Raw genomic sequence first — 23,585 nt, forward strand, 5'->3', positions numbered from 1 at the left:
CGCCCTCAGTCAAATATTGCTTGTCTTATCGGCAGTACCATTTACCGCTAATAACAGACAGCAAAATGATGTTGTGTTTCTGTATAAGGGCACTGCATAAATATGAGCTAGATAAAAAACTAGCAGGTGATTTTCAGTGAATTCCCAACTTAGCGAGAAAAATAAAGTAGGTCAAATTGTGTCTAAAGGTGTTTTCAGCCATGAGAATGAGGTTAGTTAATTGAATATATGTAATATATTCGTTAATTACCCGTTTTGTGACCTGTGTCATGACTTGGATATGATGTGATTTATATCACCATTCTACACCTAATGTGCATTTTAAATGTGCTTTAAAATCGCCTTTCATTGGTTTATTAATCTTTTTTTATTGCTTTTGTAAGAATGTAGTTATGTATTTTAAGTTTGTTAAGTATAAATTATTGTTTGTTTTTTAGTCGCTTGTGGGTAATTAAATTCAGGGGTGATTTATTATTCTGTTTTTATGCTTTTTTATTCTTTTTGAGAATGGGAAATAATATCCCTAACGAAGTCAGGCTTTTTTTAGGCTATGATGCAATCTGGTGATTTTACTTGGAGCTGTTATGAAGTTTATCAGGGGGCTTGCCCAATATTACGTTGATTTAATGATGAAACTCGGGCTTGTGCGTTTTTCATTACTACTGGCGTCTGTTCTGGTAATTCTGGCAATGACGATGCAAATGGCCGTAACTTTCGTCTTGCATGGGGAAGTGCAGCGTATTGATTTAATCCGTTCTATTTTCTTTGGTTTATTAATTACACCGTGGGCTGTCTATTTTCTCTCTATTGTTGTGGAACAGCTGGAAGAGTCACGCCAGCGTTTATCCAGTCTGGTGGGAAAGCTGGAGGAAATGCGCCAGCGTGATGCCAAACTGAATCAACAGCTAAAAGACAATATTACTCAACTGAATCAGGAAATCAGTGAAAGAGAAAAAGCGGAACAGGCGCATCTGGTCCTGCTGGATAAATTGAAATTAGAAATGGAGCACCGCGAAAAAACACAGATTGAACTTGAACAACAATCCGTTTTGTTACGTTCGTTTCTTGATGCTTCGCCTGATCTGGTTTATTACCGCAACGAAGACAATGAATTTTCCGGTTGTAACCGCGCAATGGAGCTGCTGACCGGTAAAAGTGAAAAGCAACTGATTGGCCTGACACCGACAGAAGTCTACGATAAAGAAATTGCCAACAAGGTAATGGAGACGGATGAAAAAGTCTTTCGGCACAATGTCTCACTGACCTATGAGCAGTGGCTGGTTTATCCTGATGGGCGCAAGGCCTGTTTTGAGCTGAGAAAAGTGCCTTTTTATGATCGTATCGGCAAGAGGCATGGCCTGATGGGCTTCGGGCGCGATATAACCGAGCGTAAGCGCTATCAGGATGCGTTGGAGAATGCCAGCAGGGATAAAACTACTTTTATCTCTACGATTAGCCATGAGCTTCGTACGCCTTTAAATGGCATTGTCGGTTTAAGCCGTATCCTGATGGATACTAACCTGACACCAGAACAGGGCAACTATCTGAAAACGATCCATGTCAGCGCAATCACACTGGGTAATATTTTTAATGATATCATTGAGTTGGATAAAATTGAACGACGAAAAGTTCAGCTCGACAGCCAGCCCATTGATTTTACCAGTTTTATAGTGGACTTGGAGAACATATCCGGATTACTGGCGCAGCCAAAAGGGATCCGTTTTGTATTGGAACCTGAGTTGCCACTACCGGCCAGAATACTGGCTGATGGAACCCGTTTACGTCAGATCCTATGGAATTTAATTGGTAATGCGGTGAAGTTTTCCCAGAAAGGGGAGATAAGGGTTCGTATCTGGCGTGAAAAAGGGGATCGTCTGCTGTTTGAAGTGACTGATTCCGGTATTGGCATCCCAGCTGATGAATTAGAAAAAATCTTCGCCATGTATTATCAGGTCAGAGACAGTGCTGGTGGCCGCCCGGCAACAGGGACAGGGATCGGCCTGGCAGTGTCGAAACGGCTTGCACAGGCTATGGGTGGCGATATCACAGTTAATAGTACAGTCGGAAAAGGCTCCTGTTTTACTTTATCTATCATCGCGTCTGCGATTGATGAAAACCCGGAAGGGGCGGAAGAAGAAGACGCATTGCCATTACCTGCCCTGAATATTCTATTGGTTGAGGATATTGAGCTGAATGTGATTGTTGCCCGTTCTGTTCTGGAGAAACTGGGTAATAGTGTCGATGTTGCCATGACTGGCGGTGATGCTCTGGATATGTTTGATCCTGATGAATATGATCTGGTGCTGCTTGATATTCAGTTACCGGATATGACGGGTCTGGATGTTGCCCGCGAATTACATCAACGTTACCCGAATCACACGCTCCCTCCTCTGATCGCTCTGACTGCCAATGTATTGAAAGACAAAAAAGAATATCTTGATGCTGGCATGGATGAAGTACTCAGTAAGCCGCTTTCTGTTAAGGAACTGACGGCGGTAATGGAAAAATTCTGGGGTAAGTCAACGGAAGCTGAAACTGTATTACCGGAATTCATTGAGCCGAAGAAAGAGGAAGAGTTACTCGATACTGAGATGCTTAACCAGTATATCGATCTGGTTGGGCCGCAAATGGTCATCGATAACCTGACTATTTTTGAGGATATGATGCCGGGCTACCTTGCCCTATTGGACTCAAATATGACGGCGAGAGACCAAAAAGGGATTGCAGAAGAGGCCCATAAAATTAAAGGCGCTGCTGGTTCTGTCGGATTGCGTCATTTGCAACAGTTGGCACAGCAGATCCAGTCACCGGATTTACCCGCGTGGTGGGATAACGTACAAGAGTGGGTCGATGAGTTAAATCTGGAATGGAAAAATGATACGGAAACATTAAGAAACTGGTTAACGGGCGCTACAAAAAAATAACCCCAACCGAAGTTGGGGTGCGCGAATACTGCGCCAACACCAGGGAAACTTGTTTACCCGCTAATCTAAGATTTTTTTTAGGCGCGAGTAATTTGAGAATTCTTTCACACAGAACACAAGTACCAACATAGCAAAGATAAGATTTTTTGTTACAAGATTCATTAAAATCTGTGATGAAGATTGGTGTTTAACCCTCTAAGGGGTTAAGCATTAATCTACTACAAATGGAGATAAATATGAAATCTGTTGCAGTGATATTAAGTGGATGTGGGGTCTATGACGGGAGTGAAATCCATGAATCAGTCCTAACTATGCTCTCTTTGAGCCGTTTAGGCGCTGAAGTGTCTTTTTTTTCTCCAGATGAGTCACAACATCATGTAATTAATCACCTTAATGGAGAGGAAAAACAAGAAATACGTCACATAATGGAAGAATCATCCCGTATAACAAGAGGTAATATTCAGCCATTATCTGAAATTAATGCCGATACATTGGATGCACTTATCGTTCCCGGAGGTTTTGGCGCAGCTAAAAATTTAAGTAATTTCGCATTTAAAGGATTTGATTGTGAAATAAATAAAGAATTTTTTAGTGTTGTTCAGGATATGCACAAAAAAGGCAAGCCGATGGGGTTTATGTGTATTGCTCCTGTGATGGTGCCTAAAATATTAGGCGAATCGATAAAAGTCACTATAGGTAATGATCCTGAAACGGTATCACAGATAGAGAAAATGGGCGGGATTCATATTGAATGCCCGGTTGACGACATTGTTATTGATTTTGAAAACAAAATTGTAACAACCCCAGCATATATGCTGGCTCAATCCTTGTCTGAGGCTGAAATAGGGATCGATAAATTAGTCAGAAAAATATTGGAAATGATTGAGTAATAGGATGAGAAATCCTTTTTCAATATTATGGCGCTGGTTGAAGAAAATTGTGCTTACGATCACTCTTTTATGGTTTGTTGCTGTAATCACATTTTCATTTCTGCCAGTGCCGTTTTCTATGGTGATGCTGGAAAGACAGGTAGATGCGTTAATCTCAATTAATTTATCTTATGTTTCTCGCTCTAGTTGGGTGGACCAAGATCAAATCTCACCTTATATAGCATTAGCCGTGATTGCTGCCGAGGATCAACGGTTTCCGGAACACTGGGGATTTGATTTTTCTGCGATAAAAATGGCGGTGGAACATAATAAAAAAGATCAGAAACGGATACGTGGGGCTTCCACCATTACTCAGCAAACCGCCAAGAATTTATTCCTGTGGGAAGGGCGCAGTTGGGTAAGGAAAGGTCTGGAGGCGGGAATGGCAATGGCTCTGGAACTGGTGTGGTCAAAGAAACGTATTCTCACTGTCTATCTGAATATTGCTGAATTTGGCAGGGGAATTTTTGGTGTGGAAGCCGCTTCCCGGCACTATTTCGGTAAACCAGCCAGCCGGCTGACCGCTTCTGAAGCGGCTCTTCTGGCGGCAGTATTACCTAATCCGATACGCTACCGGGTTGATGCACCTTCTGCCTATGTGCTGCAACGCCAGCAATGGATATTACGTCAAATGCAGTTATTGGGAGGGAAGCATTTTCTGACTCGAATAAACTGAAGATATAATGTGGTACTGCCGGAAAGATGGCGGATATATACCCGTCGTCTTTCAAGTTGCCTCTTTGTTGGCTGCGCTCACTCACCCCAGTCACATAGTTATCTATGCTCCTGGGGATGAATTCTCTTGCCGCTGCGATGCAACTCGAAATCCATAGGGTATAGAAGTACAAACAAAGCAGCTCTGTTTTATGCTGCTCTCCCGGCGGTTAGTCGAGATAAGTAAATGCGGTGGTTACACGTTTAATGCCATCAGTTTCACTGGCAATTTTCGCTGCATCTGCGCCTTCTTGTTTGGTCACAATCCCGAATAAAAAGACTTCGCCATTTTCAGTCACCACTTTGATATTTGATGACTTCACAGCATCGCTGGCCAGAATTTTTGAACGTACTTTCGTTGTCAGCCAGGCATCCACTGAGGCAGTACCAAGAGAAACCGGCCTTCCTTGTCTGATTTCGTTATAGACCACACTGACACCTTCAGTTTTCGACGCTATCTGTTTTGCCCGCTCTGCCAGCTGCATATCCGGGCTTTGTCCGGTTAACAGAACCTTTCCCTGATAAACCGTTGTGACGATACGGGTCTGAGACTTAATTTGTGGATCTTTGCTTATGGCATTACTGACACGGGCTTCCAGAGTCGTATCGTCCACCTGTTGCCCAACCGTCCGTGGATCCGTACCTGCTTTGGTAGCAATTGCCGCAGAGCCTACAAGGGCTGCACCAATACATCCCTGTAGTAATATTGTGCTGCAAAATACCAGTAATAAAGAGAGTAACCGCATTATTTGGCTCCTTAGTCATCCTGATGAGGAAATAAAGTATTGTCGATTAAGTCACACAGACAGTTAATTGTCAGCATATGGACTTCCTGAATCCTGACACTGTGGTGGGAAGGAATACGGATTTCCACATCCTGTGGTCCCAGTAACCCTGCTAACTCACCGCCATCGAAACCTGTCAGTGCAACAATGGTCATATCGCGGGTAACGGCTGCTTCTACGGCTTTAATGATAGCCCGGCTGTTACCATGCGTAGAAATAGCCAGCAGAACATCTCCGGCCTGCCCCAGAGCCCGGACCTGCTTAGCGTAGATTTCTTCCGGCTGCCTGCTGCCGGCGATGGCAGTGATGACAACATTATCAGCATTCAGTGACAATGCTGGCAGACTTGGCCGCTCTGTTTCAAATCTATTTATCATACTGGCGGCAAAACGCTGTGCTGTTGCGGCGGATCCGCCATTGCCACAGCACAGGATCTTGTTGCCATTCAGCAGTGATTGAACCATCATCATTGCGGCGCGCGAAATGGCGTCCGGTAATGCCTCTGCTGCTGCGATTTGCGTTTGAATACTTTCTGTAAAGCAGACTTTAATTCTATCCAGCACGTTATGACCTATATTATTGATAATATATTTATTGAAATTCAGAACCTATCAGATAGGTTTTCATTTAAATTGAAGGCATCTTTCAGCCATTCAAATTTCTGACCGGTAATTGCGCAAACATCAAAACGGCAGGCCGCAGTATCAAGAGATTCGTTACGCTGGTAAAGCCAGACCGAAGCCGTATGCAATAACTTTCTGCGTTTGCTCTGGGTAATTGTAGCAATGGCATCACCATATTGTGCATTCTGGCGGAAACGAACTTCAACGAAAACCCAGACCTGCTTGTCACGCATGATCAGATCGATTTCTCCACCACGAATTTTCACATTCTCTGCAATAAACACAAGACCCTGTTTTTGCAGAAACTGTTTAACCTGTTGTTCGTAATGGCATCCCTGCGCGTAACGATTAATTTGGGGCTTTTTCATCCTGAAATTACCACTCAAAAGAAGATGTTATTTATCGGGCTGACTTACTGCCTTCAGGCTCTACCCAGCATGATTGTCAGTCGCTGAGTTCTCTGTAGCATTGTTCAGCGTACTGTCAGTATTTCCGGTTACGTTATTTTCTGTCATGCGGCTCTCCAGCATAATGCGCCCATTGCTGAATTGCATCCACGGTAGTTGGCGATATATTGTACAATCATTTGTGGCAGAGAGTTCACCTGATTCGCCATTCATATTGAAACCGTTGGCTTGTTGTAGTTGTGCAAAATGATTAGCCAGTGACCAGGCGTCAATTCCCATTGCGTAGAGGCGCATCAGAGAGTAATCATTCCCGAACTTACTGGCCGCCTGCCTCATCAGTGGAACATTCGCTCCCGTTAATAATGGGACATCACTGAACTGCATACCATCCATTTCCAGACGAAAATCCGGGCCTGCATCGGCTTTATTACTGCGTGAGCTGGCATAAAGAGCCGGTTTTTTGCGGGAGCTGATTGCCATATCAATCATTGGCTTGATGAGTGTCAGCTCATCGGTTGTTGCCACAATATAGACCGCATCAACCGGGCCACGAGATGTACTGGTGACAACGGGTAGGTGCTTATCTGTTTGTGTTGTATCAGAAAATTGCGTTTCATTGGCATCAGGAACAGAATTGCTGACCGGAATTGCGGTTCCGGACATACGGATGCCGACCCCACGGTTCATGGATTGTCTCATTTCCGCCACTGTGCCGAAGGATTGTTGTAATACTTCGGAACCCCCTAATTGCTGCCATTCAGTTGCAAAGGCATTTGCTACTCTGCTGCCCAATACAGAGCGTGGTACTAACACCAGTGGATTATGTTTCTGTTGCTGCCAGATATGCTGCGCTGCGCTTTTAGCTTCGTCCTCAGGTGACAGAGAGAAATAACAGAAATTAGGATGAAGTTGTGTGGTATCCGGTTTATTCAATGCCAGAATATTTAACGGAGTATTTATCTGTACCAGCTGTTCTACCTGAGGTTTCAGCAGAGGGCCAACGACGAGTGTTACTCCGTCCTGCTCCGCCTGTGCCAGCAGGTTAGCCAAAGGCTGGCTGTCGGTATCATATATTTTCACTACTTGATGATTGACAGGAACTGAATTAATGGTGAATTGCCCTGTCATACCCGTTTCCGTTGTATCCGCAGTGTTCGCCTGATCGGTTTCCACCGCGTTGGTAATGATGCTATCAACAGAATTCGTGTCAACAGAATCGGTATCAACAGAAGTATTGTCGACAGCACTACTAGGCGCTACAGCTGATGTATTTACAGGTAGCTCAGGTTTTGGCAGTCCTTTTTGTGCATCCAGAAACCCCTGACGAATCGCATCACCAAATGCTTTAGCCTGTCCGCTCAAAGGCAGGAAAAGCCCGATACTGGCCTGTTGGACTTGAGTGACATGCAACATTTGTTTCATAGAGGAAGGCAAGCTCTGAACAGCAGGGTTTTCCGGATAACGAATTTGCCAGTCCCGAATGGCCGAACGAAGTTTATCCGTATCCTGCTTATTGGCCTGATAAGCGTTGAGCAGGTCGAGCCAACCCTGAAGAGTGTATTCATTGGCATTAATGACCAGTTCGCTGAGCTGCTGGGCAGTGAGATGAGTCAGGGCTTGCCAAGTATCATCAATATTTTGCTGATGTGCGGCTTCATTTTCTATATTGGGTTCCAGTGCAATATAAGCACGGATGACTTCCAGAGAAGGCTGGTTGCCTGCATTATCAATAATGGCCTGATAGCGGTTAATCTCTGCGCTGATCTTGTCTTGTGGCTCAGAAGGTGGTTGCCCTTGTGGTGTAGGCATGGTACACCCTGCAATAATCATAGTTGTCAGCAATGCTGTGCAGACTAAACCAGTTTTGAAACGCACAAAAATTGAGGGAAGCATACTGTATCCAGTGATGTTTTTTTCAAAGATGCTCAATTTTAAATCGGTCATTCGGATGAAACAATGAATCAAACCAATCGAGCAGTGGTTACGACATCTACGCTGTATGTTGTGCCAACTCCTATCGGAAATCTGGGGGATATCACTCAGCGCGCACTTGAAGTTCTTAAACATGTCGATTTGATTGCTGCCGAAGATACGCGACATACTGGCCTGTTACTTCAACATTTTGCCATTAATGCGCGCATGTTCGCACTTCATGATCATAATGAACAGCAGAAAGCAGATCAATTAATTGCGAAATTACAACAGGGTTTAAGTATTGCGCTTGTCTCTGATGCCGGAACGCCATTAATTAATGATCCGGGTTATCACCTTGTCCGTCGCTGTCGTGAAGCCGGAATTAGTGTTGTTCCGTTGCCGGGGCCTTGTGCGGCAATTGCGGCATTATCTGCGGCCGGTCTGCCTTCCGATCGGTTTTGCTATGAAGGTTTTCTGCCAGCCAAAAGCAAAGGGCGTCAGGATGCGCTGCGTGATTTGGCTCAGGAATCAAGGACAATGATTTTCTATGAATCCACTCATCGTTTGCTGGACAGCTTAGAAGATATTGTTGAAGTCTGGGGAGCTGAGCGATATGTGGTGTTGGCGCGAGAGCTGACGAAAACATGGGAATCTATTCAGGGTATGCCTGTGGGAGAGTTACTGGCGTGGATCAGGGAGGATGAAACTCGCCGTCGGGGGGAAATGGTGTTGATTGTTGAGGGGTATCACAAACCCGCAGATGACAGTCTCCCGCCAGAAGCATTACGGACACTGGCATTATTACAAAAAGAGCTGCCGTTGAAGAAAGCAGCGGCTTTGGCCGCTGAGATTCATGGCGTGAAGAAAAATGCTCTGTATCGTCATGCTATTGAGCAAAATGAAACTGAAATGTGAAATCCATTGTGTATAAAGGGATGTGTGAAAACTCCTATACATCAGGAAATAAACCCCTTATAATCCGCGCCGGAGTTGGCTAGACAGTCGCTGCTTTACTGCTCTCTTCGGGGAAAAGTAAAGGGGAGGAAAGTCCGGGCTCCACAGGGCAGGGTGCCAGATAACGTCTGGGAGGTGAAAGCCTACGACCAGTGCAACAGAGAGCAAACCGCCGATGGCTCAGCTTTTCTTCGTGAGAAGCTGAGATCAGGTAAGGGTGAAAGGGTGCGGTAAGAGCGCACCGCGCGGCTGGTAACAGTCCGTGGCACGGTAAACTCCACCCGGAGCAAGACCAAATAGAGGTTCACATGGTACGGCCCGTATCGAACCCGGGTAGGTTGCTTGAGCCAGCGCGTAAGTTCTGGCCTAGATGAATGATTGTCCACGACAGAACCCGGCTTATCGGCCAACTCCACAGATTCAGCCCCATAAAGCGTCAGCTTTATGGGGCTTCTTCTTTTATTCAGGATATTAGGGTGTGTAGACGTTTTCTCGCAGGGAATTGAGTGAATTGGCGCGAAATTATGCCAGTACATTGGCACTGGCATTTGTCATTATCTGGGTACTTATGTGGGGCGAGTCAATGATGAAGACAAAATATCAACACGCCCTATTCGTATGTGTGTCAGGAAATAACCAAATAGACTGGTAACCTACTTTGCACTTAGTCATATAGTGATTCTTCACCTGCTGGGCGGGTTTTAAAGCGGCGATGTAACCAAAGGTATTGTTCGGGAGCATGCATTATTTGCCTTTCAATGACTTTGTTCATATAAGCCGCTGCGGATGATTCATCAGTATGAGGATAATTGTTAAGTGCGGGTTCGATAATTAGTTTATATCCATCGTTATTTTTATTACGGATCAATATGATTGGCACCATCGCAGGTTTAGCCAGACGGCATAAAACAAAAGTGCCATTGGTTGTCGCTGCTTTTTCTACCGCGAAAAATGGCGCAAAGGTACTGCCTTTAGGGCCGTAATCCAAGTCTGGAGCAAACCAAACTGATTCGCCTTGTTTCAAAAACCGAACCATCTTTTTCAGATCTCGGCGATCAATCATTGCCTTATTTGAACGCATACGGCCTTTAGTCTGAACATATTCCATGACTAAGTTGTTATGCGGCCGGTACATTGCCATCATCGGCTGGCACAACCCACTGATACGACCACCCAGCTCCAGTGACATAAAATGTATACCGATTAACATCACTCCATTTTTTTCACTCTGTGCGGAATGTAAATTCTCCAGACCTGAAACATTAAACAAGCGTTTTACTGCACGGTCAGACCAGAACCAAGCGATACCGGTTTCAGCCAGAGCCATCCCCAGCGATGCAAAATTAGCCGCAATCATATTTTCTTTTTCTTCTTCACTAATGTGAGGAAAGCAGAGTTCGATGTTACGGCAGGTAATACGTTCGCGGCGTTTAAGGAAGTGACGGGATAGTTTACCTGCGCTAGCTCCCAGTCGCATCAGAACAGGGTAAGGAAGCTGAACTAGCAACCATAGAATAGTGAGACCAAACCATGTAAACCAATAGCGTGGGTGCAAAAATAAAGGACGGAACCGAACTTCTTTTTTCATTATAACTTTCTTAAGTGGTATTGGGGCGTGTTGACGCTTACTCAAAGGGAATTGAGCGGCATAATAATTTGGTATCTTATTTTCGCCAAAAAACTCGTTACCCGAACTATCATGCCACGACCCATGTTATCAGATCCCGTGTGGCAGAAGCTAAGCTATTTGTATTCATGCTACAAAACCGGCTTGTCTACCATAAAAAAGCGCATCACCTAGTCCAGGAAAGCGGATCAGGGTAATTGATTTCCCAAATCGATCAGCAGCCCCTGAAATGCAGAAGTTGCCCGCAGGTTCAGTTGCGTTTCATCCTGAATAAATACCCCATCCCCACACCTGATATTGGCATGAGCTGCTGTGCCAGACTTGCTATCAGCATAGATTTCAGCATTACCGCTGACAGATTGCAGGTAGGCGCGTTTCCCCTGTAACGGTACGTTATGAGCCTCACCAGCTTGTAGCATAAGGTAGCTTATCCACGCTGATTGGCGCAGGTGCATGCTGTTTTTTCCGGAGGCAGGTGAAGCCAGTAATGTTAGTGGCTGAGCTGACAGCCTCCTGCACTGTACCGGTTGCGGAGCCTGATGTGGCTTGGCATCAAGCCAGATTTGCAGGCGATGCAGCGATTTTTTCTTACTGAGATTATGCTCGCTGTAGCGTAGATCCTGACGAGTGGAAAATAGCAGACAGTCTCCCTGATGAGCCTGAATGTAGTTTCCTGCACTATCACGATATTCCGCTTCACCCTGTAGAATAATATTCAGGATATCGACATGAGGATAAGCCTTTGGCTTGAGTTCTGTTTGTGGGGCAAGTATTTCCTGATTAAGTACTCGTAGTGCCCCGTAGTTCAAAAAATTTGGGTCAAAATAGTGACCGAATGAAAAAGTATACTGCGCTTTTAACCAACCATAGTCGGCTTTTCCACACTGATTTGCTGTTCTGGTTATTATCATGAGCATGTTCTCCTTGCCACACACTGTTAGTCTCAATCTTAATTATCTGGACGTTGAAATGTTAGCCAGTTAATCTGCTCCCTATATTCAAATTTACTGACTGAGAAATTGTGGGTAACGGACATATATGGGTAAAGAACGAGCGTTAACACTGGAATCCCTGCGGGTTATGGATGCAATAGAACGTCGGGGAAGTTTTGCGGCCGCAGCGGATGAGTTGGGAAGAGTACCTTCTGCATTAAGTTATACCATGCAGAAACTGGAAGAAGAGCTGGATGTTGTGCTGTTTGACCGCTCCGGACATCGCACAAAATTTACCAATGTTGGCCGCATGTTGCTTGATAGGGGCAGGGTACTGCTTGAAGCCGCAGACAAGCTCACCACAGATGCACAGGCGCTTGCCCGTGGCTGGGAAACCCATTTATTTATCGTCTGTGAAGCCTTGTTTCCTGTTGAGTCACTCTTTCCCCTTGTGGATAAGCTGGCGAATAAATCGAATACTCAGCTTTCATTAGTCACAGAAGTGCTGGCAGGTGCCTGGGAACGTCTGGAAACTGGCTATGCAGATATTGTGATTGCGCCAGATCTTCATTTCAGGGCATCAGCAGAAATCAACTCACGCCCTCTTTACTCCATCAAGAATGTTTACGTTGCCAGTATGGATCATCCTATCCACAATGAACCGGAACCTTTATCCGATGCTACGCGGGTTAAATACCGAGGAATAGCGGTAGCTGATACGGCAAGAGAACGCCCGGTGCTGACAGTTCAGCTACTGGATAAGCAACCCCGGTTAACGGTCAGTTCGCTGGAAAATAAACGGCGGGCACTGTTGGCCGGTCTGGGGGTCGCAACCATGCCCTATCCGATGGTGGAGAAAGATATTGCAGAAGGTCGTCTGCGGGTTGTTGGTTCGGAATATATCCATGAAACTAACATTATTATGGCATGGCGGCGTGATCGGATGGGAGAAGCCAAGGCATGGTGCCTGCGGGAAATTCCTAAATTATTCAAGTAGTATTATCAAAAAGCCCCTGAGTGATAGGGGCTTTGCTGTGTGAGGGTATTTTGTATTATGGCAGGTAATTACCAGTTCTTTTTCAGCAAGCGGTCAATACTGAATTTGCCCGGTCCCATCATTGCCAGCAACAGATAACCTGCACCGATAGAGAAGTTTTTCAGGAACATCGTCTGGTTCATATCGTCTGAAAAATCATAGTGGAACAGCAGTGCGGTCAGGATACAGAAAATAAAAGTGAATACGGCTGTTGTACGGGTCAACAATCCGAACAGCACAGCGAGGCCGCCGCCGAGTTCAAGCAAGATAGTGAGTGGCAGTAAAATGCCGGGCACGTGCATTGCTTCCATGAATTCCTGTGTGCCTGCATAAGCACTCCCTAACTTCCCATAGCCTGCAATAATGAACAGGACTGAAATTAAAATACGTGCGACTAATAAACCACTATCTTCAAATTTTTTCATGAACGTCTCCAGGCGTGTGTTCTAAAAAGCACAATTAAGCTCATCATTTATTGATGGTATTTGTTGATGGAGAGTATTTTAAGGAGAGGTGTCATTGGTTGATAGTAAGGAATATTAACAATTTAATGCAATTTTTTTGAAGGAATACCTCAATATACGTAAAGAGATTTGAAAAAGAATAATCCGGTAGAAAATATTAACGTCTGTTAAAGATATTACGGGCAGTATCAATGAATTTCCAGACGCCAAGCATACGGAGCGACCAACGATAAAGCTTTTTAGGGTGGCGGATGCCATAGAGCAGTAATATGCCACTGCCGACAGCAAAATAAGGTTTGAAAGAGAGCAGTGTCTGCCAGCTATGATCGTAAGTGCGGGTAAGGGCGATCCATTGCTGACCGTGCTCTGAAAGAGACTGACGCTGTAGCTGGATTTGTTGTAGTAATGCCTGCTTGCGCTCTTCCCGTTGCAGGTGTCGCGGCTTATTCATGGTCATTTTCCAACATATTGCGATCGATTCTGAGTTGCTCTCGGGTAGCATTGAAAAAAGCCAGATGGCGGGATTTTCTGATAGTCCAAATCGTGCCAAGCACGGCGAGAAGCAGCAAGGTTCCTGCGGCAATAGCGATAATGGTCATCTGGTAGACCGGATCAACGGCCAGAAAGACCAGTATTAACAAACATGTTATGCCAAGGGCTGCGAATAACAGCGTGAACCCTACCAGCAACAGTAATTTCACCAGCGTGGCGGCTCCCTCTTCCAGCTCAACCGCTGCAAGCTGAACTCGGGTTTCAACCATGCCGACAATCAGAGTTGCTACTCGCCGTAAGGTATTAAATACTCCTCTCCCCGGGCCTTGTGAATGGGGTAATTGCGTCATATTAGCGTCTTGCCAGTAATACACCCAGTACGATACCTACTGCTGCACCGATACCTACACCGGTCCAGGGATTATCGCGGACATAATTATCTGCACGACCGGCTATTTCTTTGGTCTGGCCTGTAAGTTTATCGCCGGCATCACTGATAACAGTGCGGGCATCTTTCAACATTTTCTCTGCTTTATTGCGAATTTTCTCCAGTTCTGCTTTGGATTGTTCACCAGAGCTGTTGAGAACTTCTTCCAGAGTATCCGCAAGGGACTGTAATTCAGCACGTAATTCGTCAGAGTTTTTTTTCTGTGGCATGGAATTCTCCTCGTATATATACGGTGAATGAATTTCTACCATAGACGTTTTTGTAAGGAGTTTAAAGGCAAGATGGTGAAAAATTATTACATGATGCGACAGATTAATCCTAAATATATAGCAGGAATTGGTGTTCAAACCCCTGCAACATGGTTATCCGCAATGCTACAGGGGAAATAAAGAGGGAGAATTATTGTGGAGAATTATTTGTGCGTTTTTTGCGCCAGATAAACGTCAGGCTACCAATTAAACCGATCAGTAACAGACCTACAGGCAGCAGCACCAGAAAGTTCATCAGATAGTGTTCATACTCGCGGAATAGGGGGCTTTTACCGAGAGCATAGCCCAGAGTCATCAGGATAATGACCCATAAGAAACCACTGAGCCAATTGAATATCTGAAAACGTGTATTATTCAGTCCGGCAAGACCTGCCAGTGTAGGCAGTAATGTTCTGACAAAAGCGATGAAACGGCCGATTAGCAGTGCTGACAAGCCATGACGATGGAAGAGATTATGGGCACGTTGATGATAATGGGGAGGAAGATGGGACAGCCATCCCTGCACTAATTTTGTGTTCCCCAGCCAGCGTCCCTGAAGATAGCCAACCCAGCAACCGAGACTTGCACCCGCGGTAAGAACAATTAATGTAATGGAAAAATCCATTGTATCCTGAGCAACCAGAACGCCAACTAATATCAGTAAACTATCGCCGGGCAAAAATGCCGCAGGTAACACCCCATTTTCCAGAAACAGGATTGTGAATAGCAGAAGGTAAATGACCCAAACTAATGAGGGGTTAGCTAGTGTTGCGTAATCTTGGTGCCAAAGTGCATAAATAAGGTCTGTTACAATTTCCATCAAATGTTCCTAAAACGCGGGTTAAGGATTACATCTTACTTTTATGGTGTATTTATGATTTTTTACTATTAAATAATCATAATATACAAAAAGTTATATACGGATTGACAATTATGAGCCTTCAAACTCCTTTCAAATGGCATGAATAAATGACAGGGACACTCTAACAAAATCATCAGTAGTGAAACAGAAAATTTTGGTGAGCAATTGAACATTTGTATGAATATAAAAGTAACATCGCCCAGAGATATCAATTAATTAATTCAGTTACGAAGTTTGCATAAAATAACTCTGTTTTCTGATTTTCCCTGTTGTATAGCTGTATTTCTGCTTTTTCCAGCCAGAATAACTTCGTTTTATCATCACATAGTAAAAATAATCCATAAATAATATTGGAGATAATGCCGATGATGGTGACTATCGCCAAAGCGGGTTATCCATATAATTATTTGATTATAAAATATAAATTTTAATCCTCATTCCTTTTGGGATTTCAGGGATGCCTGATGAAATAGGAAATGTGTAGAATGGATCACACAAATGTGACTATTTTGTTATCACTTGTTGAGTTGGTTGTATATTTTTATTAATTATTATTTTCAGTTTTCTGAACTTTCCTACTACTGGAAAAGCAAACACAAAACCAACAGGCTGATTAAGCCAAAATATCAAATGGATAGGCTATGGAAAAACAACAAAAAGGCTTTGTGCAATATATTGCACAGGGAAGCCTAGTCACACAAATTATTATCGGATTAATTGCAGGGGTATTACTGGCATGGGTAATGCCTTCTGCTGCTCAATCAACCAGCTTATTAGGTGAGCTTTTTGTCGGTGCTTTGAAAGCGGTTGCACCGGTTCTGGTTTGGGTTCTGGTTATGTCTTCTATTGCGAATCATAAGAAAGGCCAGAAAACTAATATCCGACCGATTGTCGTTCTCTATATTATGGGAACCTTCCTTGCTGCTGTTGTCGCTGTGATCGGCAGTATTTTATTCCCGTCAACATTAATACTGGTGACGAATGAAGCTCAAATGTCACCACCGGATAATATAGTTGAAGTATTGAAGGGAGTATTGCTCAATGTGGTTGCTAACCCGATTGATGCGATATTGAAAGGGAATTATGTTGGTATTCTGGCATGGTCAATCGGGTTGGGTATCGCATTACGCCACGCGAAGGAATCGACCAAATCAGTGGTTCAGGATTTGGCTGAAGCGGTGACTCAGGTTGTTCGTGTTGTTATCCGTCTGGCTCCTCTCGGGATTTTTGGTCTGGTTGCTTCCACTATTGCCACAACAGGTTTCGATACATTGCTCGGTTATGGACATCTATTGGTTGTACTTCTGAGCTGTATGATTGTTGTTGTACTGGTTGTTAACCCATTAATTGTATATTGGAAGATACGTCGCAACCCTTACCCGCTGGTTTTTGACTGCCTGCGCGAAAGTGGTGTGACCGCTTTCTTTACCCGCAGTTCTGCCGCCAATATCCCGGTTAACATGGCAATGTGCCGCCGTATGAATCTGGATGAAGATACCTATTCAGTCTCAATTCCATTGGGAGCAACGATCAATATGACGGGTGCCGCGGTGACCATCACGGTATTGACGCTGGCGGCGGTAAATACACTGGGTATATCTGTTGATATTCCAACAGCAATATTGCTGAGTGTGGTTTCAGCAATTGCAGCATGTGGAGCATCGGGGATAGCAGGCGGGTCATTATTATTAATCCCTCTGGCATGCAGTATGTTCGGTATCTCCAATGAGATTTCCATGCAGGTTGTTGCCGTTGGTTTAATTATTGGTGTATTGCAGGATTCGGCTGAAACCGCCCTGAATTCCTCAACAGATGTATTGTTTACTGCCGCAGTCTGTCAGGCTGAAGATGCCAAACAGGTACCTGAAGAGTTAGCACGGCGCTAATGATAAACAGCAAGAGTGACAATAAGCGGTAGGTTTATTGTCACTCTTCTTTTATCCGCTCTTTATTTGTATTAACTTTTCATTTCTGCACTAAATCTTTACTGCCAGCCGGGTTCCCTGATCAATCGCTCTGCGGGCATCCAGCTCGGCTGCGACATCGGCTCCACCAATTAAATGTACACTTTTACCCATATCCTGTAGGGGCTGATACAGTGCTTTCAGCGGCTCCTGCCCTGCGCAGATCACCACATTATCGACTTCAAGACATTGCTGCTCACCCTCACGGCTGATATGTAATCCTTGATCATCAATTTTCAGGTACTGGACATTATTCAGCATCGTGATGCCACGCATCGAGAGACTGGCCCGGTGGATCCAGCCAGTGGTTTTACCCAGACCTTCCCCGACTTTAGTCTCTTTGCGTTGTAACAGATAAATCTTCCGGGGCGAGAGTTCCACTCGTGCGCCTTCTGGCTGTAATCCGCCCCGGTGAGAAAGCGTCTGGTCGATCCCCCATTCCTGAGAGAATGCGTGGCTGCTCAGGCTGCTGCTTTGCCCACTCTGGCTCAGATACTCCGCAGTATCAAAACCAATCCCACCGGCACCGATAATAGCAACGCGCGGCCCGACAGGACGTTTATGCTTTAACACATCCAGATAAGTCAGGACTTTTTCATGGTGAATGCCATCAATAGCGGGTGTCCGTGGTGTAATGCCGCTGGCAATGACGACTTCATCAAATAAAGCAAGTTGTTCTACTGTTGCAGTGTGATTAAGTCTTACGTCAACGCCATTTAGCGCCAGCTGGCGTTCAAAATAGCGCAGTGTTTCATGGAACTCTTCTTTACCCGGGATCTGCTTAGCAATATTAAATTGCCCGCCAATTTTATTTTCACGCTCAAATAATGTGACATGGTGCCCGCGACTGGCGGCTGTGGTAGCGAAGGATAAACCAGCCGGCCCGGCTCCGACTACGGCAATAGTTTTGGGAGAAGTCACGGGTTCAGCAATAAATTCTGTTTCATGGCAAGCGCGTGGATTGACCAGACATGAAGTCAGTTTACCGACAAATATTCTGTCCAGACACGCCTGATTACAGCCAATACAGGTGTTGATTTCATCCGCCCGGTTTTGTTCTGCTTTTAGCATAAATTCCGCATCGGCGAGAAAAGGACGCGCCATAGAAACCATATCGGCACAGCCCTCGCTGAGTATCTGCTCTGCAACATGGGGGTCATTGATACGGTTAGTCGTAATCAAAGGGATTTTTACTTTCCCCATCAGCTTTTTGGTCACCCAGCTAAACCCTGCTCTGGGCACCATTGTGGCGATTGTCGGGATACGGGCTTCATGCCAGCCAATACCGGTATTGATGATGGAGGCTCCAGCCTGTTCAATGGCCAGAGCCAGTTGCTCGATTTCCTGCCAGTCAGATCCTTCTTCCACTAAATCCAGCATGGAAAGACGGTAAATAATGATGAACTGCTTCCCGACGATAGCGCGCACCGCTTTGACAATTTCTATGGCAAAACGCATGCGGTTTTCGAAACTGCCTCCCCATTGATCCTGCCGATGGTTAGTGCGGGCAACCAGAAACTGATTAATGAGATAGCCTTCTGACCCCATGATTTCAACACCATCATACCCGGCTTGCTGCGCCAGTTGAGCACAGCGCGCAAAGTCACTGATGGTTTGTTGTATATCCTCTTCAGTCATTTCTTTAGGGATAAATGGATTAATCGGAGCCTGAAGAGCAGAAGGAGCAACCAGTTTTTTTTGATAGCTATAACGCCCGGTATGCAGGATCTGGAGAGCAATTTTGCCACCGGCCTGATGTACTGCATCTGTAATGAACTTATGGTGAGGTAACTCATCTTCACTGTTCAGCACACTTGCACCTGCCGAAACTACGCCTTGTGGATTGGGAGAAATACCCCCTGTGACAATAAGGGCAACCCCTCCAGCAGCCCGTTCGGCATAGAATTGAGCCAGCCTTCGGGTTCCGTCAGGGTGTTCTTCAAGCCCTGTATGCATCGAACCCATCAGGACGCGGTTCTTTAAGGTAGTAAAGCCTAAATCCAAAGGGGTAAATAAGTGAGGGTAATTGCTCATTACAGTCTCCATCGAATAATTTGACGACTCACACATTATTATTGTTTTCAATATGGCTTAGCGGTTCGCTAAGTGGTCGGATGAGATTGGTACAAATTTAGACGGTTCCAGTCTGATTGGAATCACTTTGTTAATTGATTGTGACAGATATCATGAAATCATCTTACTCAATGGGTTTGAAGATTTAGTTAAATAAAATTTCATTTTGAATAAATCCCACAAAAACACTTCACATGAATGTAATATTTATTTAACTTTCATTTAAGATAATGAGGATTTTTTCAGTTACCCTGCCGCCGGTAAAAATCAGCCTTGTTTATAGGTTGTCTTTAAAAATAGTGCATAGCAGTAAAAAGTAAAAATATCCAAGGATAACAATATTATGCAAAACATAACTGAACAAGTCACTTTAACAGGAAAACATGTCACTTTAGTACCTTTGACGCAGGAAAGGCATGATGAGTTCGTCAACGCTATTGAAGATGGTCAATTACATCAGTTGTGGTGCGCCAATGTACCTGCTCCGGATGGTTTGAAAGCTGAAATTGACCGCCGTCTGGGCCTTCATGCACAGGGAAAAATGCTACCTTTTGCTGTTATTGATAATCAAAGGAATGTGGCAGTAGGTATGACATCCTATATGAATATTGATGATACGCTCCCGAGGCTGGAGATTGGTTCGACCTGGTATGCTAAATCAGCGCAACGCACGCCTATTAATACAGAAACAAAATACCTGTTAATGGAGTACGCGTTTGAAAAACTCGGTTGTGTTGCTGTGGAGATACGCACTCATTTTCTGAATCAGCAGAGTCGCAGAGCAATTGAACGCTTGGGGGCAAAGCTGGATGGCATTTTGCGTAATCATTTACGGACAAAAAACGGCACAATTAGGGATACTTGCATATACAGTATAGTATTCAGCGAATGGCCTGCCATAAAAACGCATCTTACATGGTTAATGGCGAAGCCTCGCTGAATGTCGTATCAGAAAACTCGTTTTTTGTGATGATTATTAATGGGTGAGAGCGCTTTTAATATGGCTCTCCAAATCATCCAGTAACTGATAACGGCGACGATATTCTGAGCGTTTTTTGCTGGGGATCTCATCCAGTGGTTTTCTTTCAATGATTGATGGCAGATGAAAATCGTTATTATCTTTTCTGGAACCACTCAGAGATTCCCAGAACGCATTATAGTCAGCCACCATCAGGTGTTTTTTCTTATGCCAATAACGGATACTGCGATAGATATGAGTTTCGTTGCTGACGGCTAAGATCTGCTCACAGTTGGTATGTTCAGCAAAACGGCAAATAGATTCGATCAATAAACGTTTAGGGAATAAACCATGACACTCTTTTGTTGCATTACGGATAATATCCAGAGAATTATCCCCTTTAGCTGGGCCTTGTAATACACCAATAAATAATGTTTGCTTGCCATTAACTTTTAATAAAGTGAATGCACATTTTGCCAGAATGACATTATTTTCTGTAGTCATATATAAAGATAGTTCACCTTCTTTATTCAGGTTATCCAAAGAGTCTATATATATATTAAACGACTCGTTTTTCCCCTGAATAGTTGTCAGTAAATAAGCATCAGTATTAAATATCTTGTCAATAACAGTCGGAGTAAGCTGTTGAAATAAAATTTTATAATGCTCACTAATTGCATGAACAATCTGGTTTCGTTTGAAATTAATACTCAAATATGGACGATGTGGTTTACAGGGCAAACTCGGTTGTTTTTTTAAAATATCCTGATAAATAGGTGTGCTGGCAATTCTGTCCAATAGTTTAAATGTAGAAACAGGTGTAAAAAAACTGCGTAAAGCAAATTTCGCCCGATTGCTCGAGGAATGCCAGTGTAGCCCTGGTGTAATACGTTTCCCGACAAGGTCGGTAAACAGTTTTATGCCTGAATACGTTTTAGTTTCAGATTGTTGTAGATACTTCATTAGTTATAAATCCAAAATAAAAAAAGCAGTGGCGCTATTCTACCACTTTTTTATTGGATATATACTCATCATCTTTCAGATTTTCTCTTTGGTGATCTATAGTTACTCGCTAAAGTTACTACTTTAATGAGTAGATGGTTATCTATGATCCCTAGAAAGCTGGCTATCTGAGCTTTATAATGTAGCTATGAGTCTGCCAAATATATCATATTGACTTTAAAGAATTCTTTAACTTTATCTAAATTATTTTTACATAAATTTTCATTTTACAGCATTTTCGATACAGACTATTTTTTTAATGGATGTTGAATGATTTAATTTATTTCTTATTTAACGAGTGAACGAAGAATTATTTATAAGTAATTATACAATTGTTGATAAAATATTAACCCGGAATATTAATTTTTATTCCGGGTGATAAATATATTTTTTGCAGGCAAGCAAATATTATGCAAGCTTCATATGAAGTAACGGGAATGGATTCCCTTGCCCGTCAGTTTCTGAACGGGAAAAAGTTTTAAACCCCATATACTGGTAGAAACCGACACCTTGTTGATTTTGCTCGTTCACATCCAGCTCATTAATTTTTAATTCACGGATTGCAAACTCTAATAACATTTTGCCAACGCCTTTTCCACGCATCTCTGGTGATACAAATAGCATTTCCACCCGATTTTGCTCGACACTTAAAAAACCTGCCACGTTATTCTGCTCGTTCACTATCTTATAAACGTTCAGATTGGGTAAGTACTCATTTACTAATGGACGCAACTCATCGATCATTCCCAGAGGTAAAAAATCATGAGTGGCGCGCACTGAGGCTTCCCAAATTTGGATTAGTGTCGGGAAATCATGTTCGGTAGCTTGCTGTATCTGCATTAAAATATCTCCGTGTTTTTAATTTGCCAGTACACGATCTTTGCGACAAATAGCTGCTAATAGCATATAAACCGCGGTAGTCAGTAAGACCAGGAAGAAGAAGTCCATTAATCCATTATTCTGCATCGCTCCGGTATGCTGAACCGCATGATGTTGAAACATGAAGTTCCCAGCCCCTAATGGCCCCATAGCAGAACCGATACTATAACTTAACAGCATAACCTGAGTTGCGGCGACAATATAGGATGAATCCAGTTTGTCACAGGCAAGTGTGATGGCGAGTGGATAGAGGGCAAAAGATGACATGCCTAACAGCGCCAGCGCCACGATCATGACGATATAACTTTCAGAAAGGTAGGTCATACCGACAGCAAATACACCTAACAGTGAAGCCATTGCCAGTAACAGGGTTTTACTGACTATAATGGACAGCTTGCTGATAATAGGCTGAATGGCCATTCCACCCAGAATAATCGCGGCCATTAATACGCCGACCTGTTCGGTATTGAACTTACTTTGACTCAATGATAAAGGCATCAGGCCATAGATGGTCCCCATCACAATCCCTGAAGTCAGACAGCCGACAATAGCTGGTTTACTGAAACGAGTGATTTTTTTCAGTGACAGACGCTGATGCTGTAATGCCGGAGGTTGGCCCTGACGTAAAAATAATGGCGGCAGAGTGGCAATCAGTAATAACGCTAAAATAACTGCAAAAGGAATCACGCCCTGAGTGCCGATAAAGCCAATGCCCAGCTGACCGAGTGTTGTACCACCATATAGCGACGTCATGTAAAGACCCAGACGTTTTGCACGTTCTTTAGGGCTGTCGCCAATCAATAACCAGGATTCAACCACCACAAAAACACCGGCAACAGCTACTCCAGCTATGCAGCGAATAAGCAACCACATTTCTTTATTGGGAAAAAAAGGCAATACCATAACTGTTGCTGCTAAAAGCAGCAAAAAACTTACAAATGAAAAACGGTGCCCTATTTTGGCAATAACAGGTTCAATCATGAGTGAGCCTATTAATAAACCAACGTAATAAGAACTGGCTAACCAGCTTGCGTAGCCTGTATCGATGCTGAACCCCGCCATTGATAACGGAATTAAGCTCATCAGGTAACCAGAAGCAATCGCAAACACAGTCAAGCCCGCAACAGGTACAAATGCACTGTCATTCTTGCGCAGCAGTTTCACTACTGTCGTCTCCACATAAAAAAATCAGTCAGGTATGCGCTGCTTCTCATCAGGATCTTGCCGAATGGCAATAACGACATATACCAAGGACAGGGATATGTCGTAGTGATTCAAGCAGTGATATTTTGCTCAAGAGTCTTGAGTTGTGCGGACTATAGCCGTTTCTATCAGATAGATACAATGAGA

General features: G+C 43.9%; 21 protein-coding genes, 1 other RNA gene and 1 pseudogene. 8 read left to right on the forward strand and 15 right to left on the reverse strand.

Annotated elements, in window-relative coordinates; genetic code table 11:
• The first annotated feature begins 584 nt into the window (after nucleotides 1-584).
• The 3 genes and pseudogenes from arcB to mtgA all read left to right on the forward strand — a co-directional run bounded on the left by arcB (nucleotide 585) and on the right by mtgA (nucleotide 4,529).
• Nucleotides 585-2,988 (forward strand): annotated as a pseudogene (gene arcB / locus AACS90_RS07295) (aerobic respiration two-component sensor histidine kinase ArcB).
• Between the two features lie 172 nt (nucleotides 2,989-3,160).
• Nucleotides 3,161-3,814 (forward strand): isoprenoid biosynthesis glyoxalase ElbB, encoded by a 654-nt coding sequence (elbB, locus tag AACS90_RS07300; RefSeq protein ID WP_099122314.1) that lies wholly within the window; start codon nucleotides 3,161-3,163, stop codon nucleotides 3,812-3,814.
• A 4-nt stretch (nucleotides 3,815-3,818) separates the two neighbouring features.
• Nucleotides 3,819-4,529 (forward strand): monofunctional biosynthetic peptidoglycan transglycosylase, encoded by a 711-nt coding sequence (gene mtgA, locus AACS90_RS07305; RefSeq protein WP_099122315.1) that lies wholly within the window; start codon nucleotides 3,819-3,821, stop codon nucleotides 4,527-4,529.
• A 208-nt stretch (nucleotides 4,530-4,737) separates the two neighbouring features.
• Here the strand turns inward: mtgA and dolP are convergent, their stop codons facing one another.
• Genes dolP through AACS90_RS07325 form a run of 4 tightly spaced genes read right to left on the reverse strand, consistent with a single transcriptional unit; the run spans nucleotide 4,738 to nucleotide 8,191 of the window.
• Nucleotides 4,738-5,313 carry a division/outer membrane stress-associated lipid-binding lipoprotein gene (gene dolP / locus AACS90_RS07310; RefSeq protein WP_099122316.1) on the reverse strand — a complete coding sequence of 192 codons (576 nt, stop codon included), beginning with the start codon at nucleotides 5,311-5,313 and terminating at the stop codon, nucleotides 4,738-4,740.
• An 11-nt stretch (nucleotides 5,314-5,324) separates the two neighbouring features.
• The gene (gene diaA / locus AACS90_RS07315; protein ID WP_099122317.1) at nucleotides 5,325-5,915 is read right to left on the reverse strand and encodes a DnaA initiator-associating protein DiaA; all 591 of its coding nucleotides are present in this window, start codon (nucleotides 5,913-5,915) and stop codon (nucleotides 5,325-5,327) included.
• A gap of 38 nt (nucleotides 5,916-5,953) precedes the next feature.
• On the reverse strand, nucleotides 5,954-6,343 hold the full coding sequence (locus AACS90_RS07320) for a YraN family protein (protein ID WP_099122318.1): 390 nt from the start codon (nucleotides 6,341-6,343) through the stop codon (nucleotides 5,954-5,956).
• Between the two features lie 60 nt (nucleotides 6,344-6,403).
• The gene (locus tag AACS90_RS07325) at nucleotides 6,404-8,191 is read right to left on the reverse strand and encodes a penicillin-binding protein activator (RefSeq protein ID WP_371635483.1); all 1,788 of its coding nucleotides are present in this window, start codon (nucleotides 8,189-8,191) and stop codon (nucleotides 6,404-6,406) included.
• 147 nt (nucleotides 8,192-8,338) lie between these two features.
• Here AACS90_RS07325 and rsmI point away from each other — a divergent pair, with 147 nt between their 5' ends.
• Nucleotides 8,339-9,211 carry a 16S rRNA (cytidine(1402)-2'-O)-methyltransferase gene (rsmI, locus tag AACS90_RS07330; protein ID WP_099122320.1) on the forward strand — a complete coding sequence of 291 codons (873 nt, stop codon included), beginning with the start codon at nucleotides 8,339-8,341 and terminating at the stop codon, nucleotides 9,209-9,211.
• A gap of 71 nt (nucleotides 9,212-9,282) precedes the next feature.
• An RNA gene (gene rnpB / locus AACS90_RS07335) (RNase P RNA component class A) lies at nucleotides 9,283-9,668 on the forward strand.
• A 246-nt stretch (nucleotides 9,669-9,914) separates the two neighbouring features.
• Here the strand turns inward: rnpB and lpxP are convergent.
• Both lpxP and AACS90_RS07345 read right to left on the reverse strand, forming a co-directional pair.
• Nucleotides 9,915-10,838: a kdo(2)-lipid IV(A) palmitoleoyltransferase gene (gene lpxP, locus AACS90_RS07340; RefSeq protein ID WP_099122321.1), complete on the reverse strand. Its 924-nt coding sequence runs from the start codon at nucleotides 10,836-10,838 to the stop codon at nucleotides 9,915-9,917.
• A gap of 227 nt (nucleotides 10,839-11,065) precedes the next feature.
• On the reverse strand, nucleotides 11,066-11,788 hold the full coding sequence (locus tag AACS90_RS07345) for a pirin family protein (protein ID WP_099122322.1): 723 nt from the start codon (nucleotides 11,786-11,788) through the stop codon (nucleotides 11,066-11,068).
• 127 nt (nucleotides 11,789-11,915) lie between these two features.
• Between AACS90_RS07345 and AACS90_RS07350 the strand changes: the two genes are divergently transcribed.
• On the forward strand, nucleotides 11,916-12,806 hold the full coding sequence (locus tag AACS90_RS07350) for a LysR family transcriptional regulator (RefSeq protein WP_099122323.1): 891 nt from the start codon (nucleotides 11,916-11,918) through the stop codon (nucleotides 12,804-12,806).
• A 68-nt stretch (nucleotides 12,807-12,874) separates the two neighbouring features.
• Here the strand turns inward: AACS90_RS07350 and AACS90_RS07355 are convergent, their stop codons facing one another.
• The 5 genes from AACS90_RS07355 to AACS90_RS07375 all read right to left on the reverse strand — a co-directional run bounded on the left by AACS90_RS07355 (nucleotide 12,875) and on the right by AACS90_RS07375 (nucleotide 15,317).
• The gene (locus AACS90_RS07355; RefSeq protein ID WP_099109674.1) at nucleotides 12,875-13,270 is read right to left on the reverse strand and encodes a DoxX family protein; all 396 of its coding nucleotides are present in this window, start codon (nucleotides 13,268-13,270) and stop codon (nucleotides 12,875-12,877) included.
• Between the two features lie 196 nt (nucleotides 13,271-13,466).
• A complete protein-coding gene (locus AACS90_RS07360; RefSeq protein WP_099122324.1) occupies nucleotides 13,467-13,760 on the reverse strand; it encodes a YqjK-like family protein in 294 nt (97 codons plus the stop codon).
• Nucleotides 13,753-14,151 carry a phage holin family protein gene (locus AACS90_RS07365; protein WP_099122325.1) on the reverse strand — a complete coding sequence of 133 codons (399 nt, stop codon included), beginning with the start codon at nucleotides 14,149-14,151 and terminating at the stop codon, nucleotides 13,753-13,755. The genes AACS90_RS07360 and AACS90_RS07365 overlap by 8 nt, the downstream gene beginning before the upstream one ends.
• Before the next feature lies 1 nt (nucleotide 14,152).
• Nucleotides 14,153-14,458, reverse strand: a complete 306-nt coding sequence (locus AACS90_RS07370; protein ID WP_099122326.1) for a DUF883 family protein — start codon at nucleotides 14,456-14,458, stop codon at nucleotides 14,153-14,155.
• A 190-nt stretch (nucleotides 14,459-14,648) separates the two neighbouring features.
• Complete coding sequence (locus AACS90_RS07375) at nucleotides 14,649-15,317, reverse strand: DedA family protein (protein ID WP_099122327.1); 669 nt, start codon at nucleotides 15,315-15,317, stop codon at nucleotides 14,649-14,651.
• A 683-nt stretch (nucleotides 15,318-16,000) separates the two neighbouring features.
• On the opposite strand from AACS90_RS07375, the gene sstT reads away from it, so the two are divergent.
• Nucleotides 16,001-17,245 (forward strand): serine/threonine transporter SstT, encoded by a 1,245-nt coding sequence (gene sstT / locus AACS90_RS07380; protein ID WP_099122328.1) that lies wholly within the window; start codon nucleotides 16,001-16,003, stop codon nucleotides 17,243-17,245.
• Between the two features lie 90 nt (nucleotides 17,246-17,335).
• Here the strand turns inward: sstT and AACS90_RS07385 are convergent, their stop codons facing one another.
• Entirely contained in the window at nucleotides 17,336-19,357 is a 2,022-nt protein-coding gene (locus AACS90_RS07385) for an oxidoreductase (protein ID WP_099122329.1), read from the reverse strand.
• A gap of 382 nt (nucleotides 19,358-19,739) precedes the next feature.
• On the opposite strand from AACS90_RS07385, the gene AACS90_RS07390 reads away from it, so the two are divergent.
• The gene (locus AACS90_RS07390; protein WP_099122330.1) at nucleotides 19,740-20,336 is read left to right on the forward strand and encodes a GNAT family N-acetyltransferase; all 597 of its coding nucleotides are present in this window, start codon (nucleotides 19,740-19,742) and stop codon (nucleotides 20,334-20,336) included.
• A gap of 36 nt (nucleotides 20,337-20,372) precedes the next feature.
• Here the strand turns inward: AACS90_RS07390 and AACS90_RS07395 are convergent, their stop codons facing one another.
• The 3 genes from AACS90_RS07395 to AACS90_RS07405 form a co-directional block, all read right to left on the reverse strand.
• Nucleotides 20,373-21,317, reverse strand: coding sequence for a VirK/YbjX family protein (locus tag AACS90_RS07395; protein ID WP_099122331.1), 945 nt, complete (start codon nucleotides 21,315-21,317; stop codon nucleotides 20,373-20,375).
• Between the two features lie 447 nt (nucleotides 21,318-21,764).
• A complete protein-coding gene (locus AACS90_RS07400) occupies nucleotides 21,765-22,196 on the reverse strand; it encodes an acetyltransferase (RefSeq protein WP_099122332.1) in 432 nt (143 codons plus the stop codon).
• Between the two features lie 18 nt (nucleotides 22,197-22,214).
• A complete protein-coding gene (locus tag AACS90_RS07405; protein ID WP_099122333.1) occupies nucleotides 22,215-23,399 on the reverse strand; it encodes an MFS transporter in 1,185 nt (394 codons plus the stop codon).
• Nucleotides 23,400-23,585: the final 186 nt, after the last annotated feature.

Source organism: Xenorhabdus sp. KK7.4, assembly GCF_963876465.1.
In the GTDB taxonomy this organism is placed as follows: domain Bacteria; phylum Pseudomonadota; class Gammaproteobacteria; order Enterobacterales; family Enterobacteriaceae; genus Xenorhabdus; species Xenorhabdus stockiae.

Excerpts from the sequence above, each read along its gene's own strand:
- elbB (WP_099122314.1), top strand. The coding sequence starts at position 3,161 with ATGAAATCTGTTGCAGTGATATTAAGTGGATGTGGGGTCTATGACGGG.
- mtgA (WP_099122315.1), top strand. The coding sequence starts at position 3,819 with ATGAGAAATCCTTTTTCAATATTATGGCGCTGGTTGAAGAAAATTGTG.
- dolP (WP_099122316.1), bottom strand. The coding sequence starts at position 5,313 with ATGCGGTTACTCTCTTTATTACTGGTATTTTGCAGCACAATATTACTA.
- AACS90_RS07320 (WP_099122318.1), bottom strand. The coding sequence starts at position 6,343 with ATGAAAAAGCCCCAAATTAATCGTTACGCGCAGGGATGCCATTACGAA.
- AACS90_RS07325 (WP_371635483.1), bottom strand. The coding sequence starts at position 8,191 with ATGCCTACACCACAAGGGCAACCACCTTCTGAGCCACAAGACAAGATC.
- rsmI (WP_099122320.1), top strand. The coding sequence starts at position 8,339 with ATGAATCAAACCAATCGAGCAGTGGTTACGACATCTACGCTGTATGTT.
- lpxP (WP_099122321.1), bottom strand. The coding sequence starts at position 10,838 with ATGAAAAAAGAAGTTCGGTTCCGTCCTTTATTTTTGCACCCACGCTAT.
- AACS90_RS07345 (WP_099122322.1), bottom strand. The coding sequence starts at position 11,788 with ATGATAATAACCAGAACAGCAAATCAGTGTGGAAAAGCCGACTATGGT.
- AACS90_RS07350 (WP_099122323.1), top strand. The coding sequence starts at position 11,916 with ATGGGTAAAGAACGAGCGTTAACACTGGAATCCCTGCGGGTTATGGAT.
- AACS90_RS07355 (WP_099109674.1), bottom strand. The coding sequence starts at position 13,270 with ATGAAAAAATTTGAAGATAGTGGTTTATTAGTCGCACGTATTTTAATT.
- AACS90_RS07360 (WP_099122324.1), bottom strand. The coding sequence starts at position 13,760 with ATGAATAAGCCGCGACACCTGCAACGGGAAGAGCGCAAGCAGGCATTA.
- AACS90_RS07365 (WP_099122325.1), bottom strand. The coding sequence starts at position 14,151 with ATGACGCAATTACCCCATTCACAAGGCCCGGGGAGAGGAGTATTTAAT.
- AACS90_RS07370 (WP_099122326.1), bottom strand. The coding sequence starts at position 14,458 with ATGCCACAGAAAAAAAACTCTGACGAATTACGTGCTGAATTACAGTCC.
- AACS90_RS07375 (WP_099122327.1), bottom strand. The coding sequence starts at position 15,317 with ATGGAAATTGTAACAGACCTTATTTATGCACTTTGGCACCAAGATTAC.
- sstT (WP_099122328.1), top strand. The coding sequence starts at position 16,001 with ATGGAAAAACAACAAAAAGGCTTTGTGCAATATATTGCACAGGGAAGC.
- AACS90_RS07385 (WP_099122329.1), bottom strand. The coding sequence starts at position 19,357 with ATGAGCAATTACCCTCACTTATTTACCCCTTTGGATTTAGGCTTTACT.
- AACS90_RS07390 (WP_099122330.1), top strand. The coding sequence starts at position 19,740 with ATGCAAAACATAACTGAACAAGTCACTTTAACAGGAAAACATGTCACT.
- AACS90_RS07395 (WP_099122331.1), bottom strand. The coding sequence starts at position 21,317 with ATGAAGTATCTACAACAATCTGAAACTAAAACGTATTCAGGCATAAAA.
- AACS90_RS07400 (WP_099122332.1), bottom strand. The coding sequence starts at position 22,196 with ATGCAGATACAGCAAGCTACCGAACATGATTTCCCGACACTAATCCAA.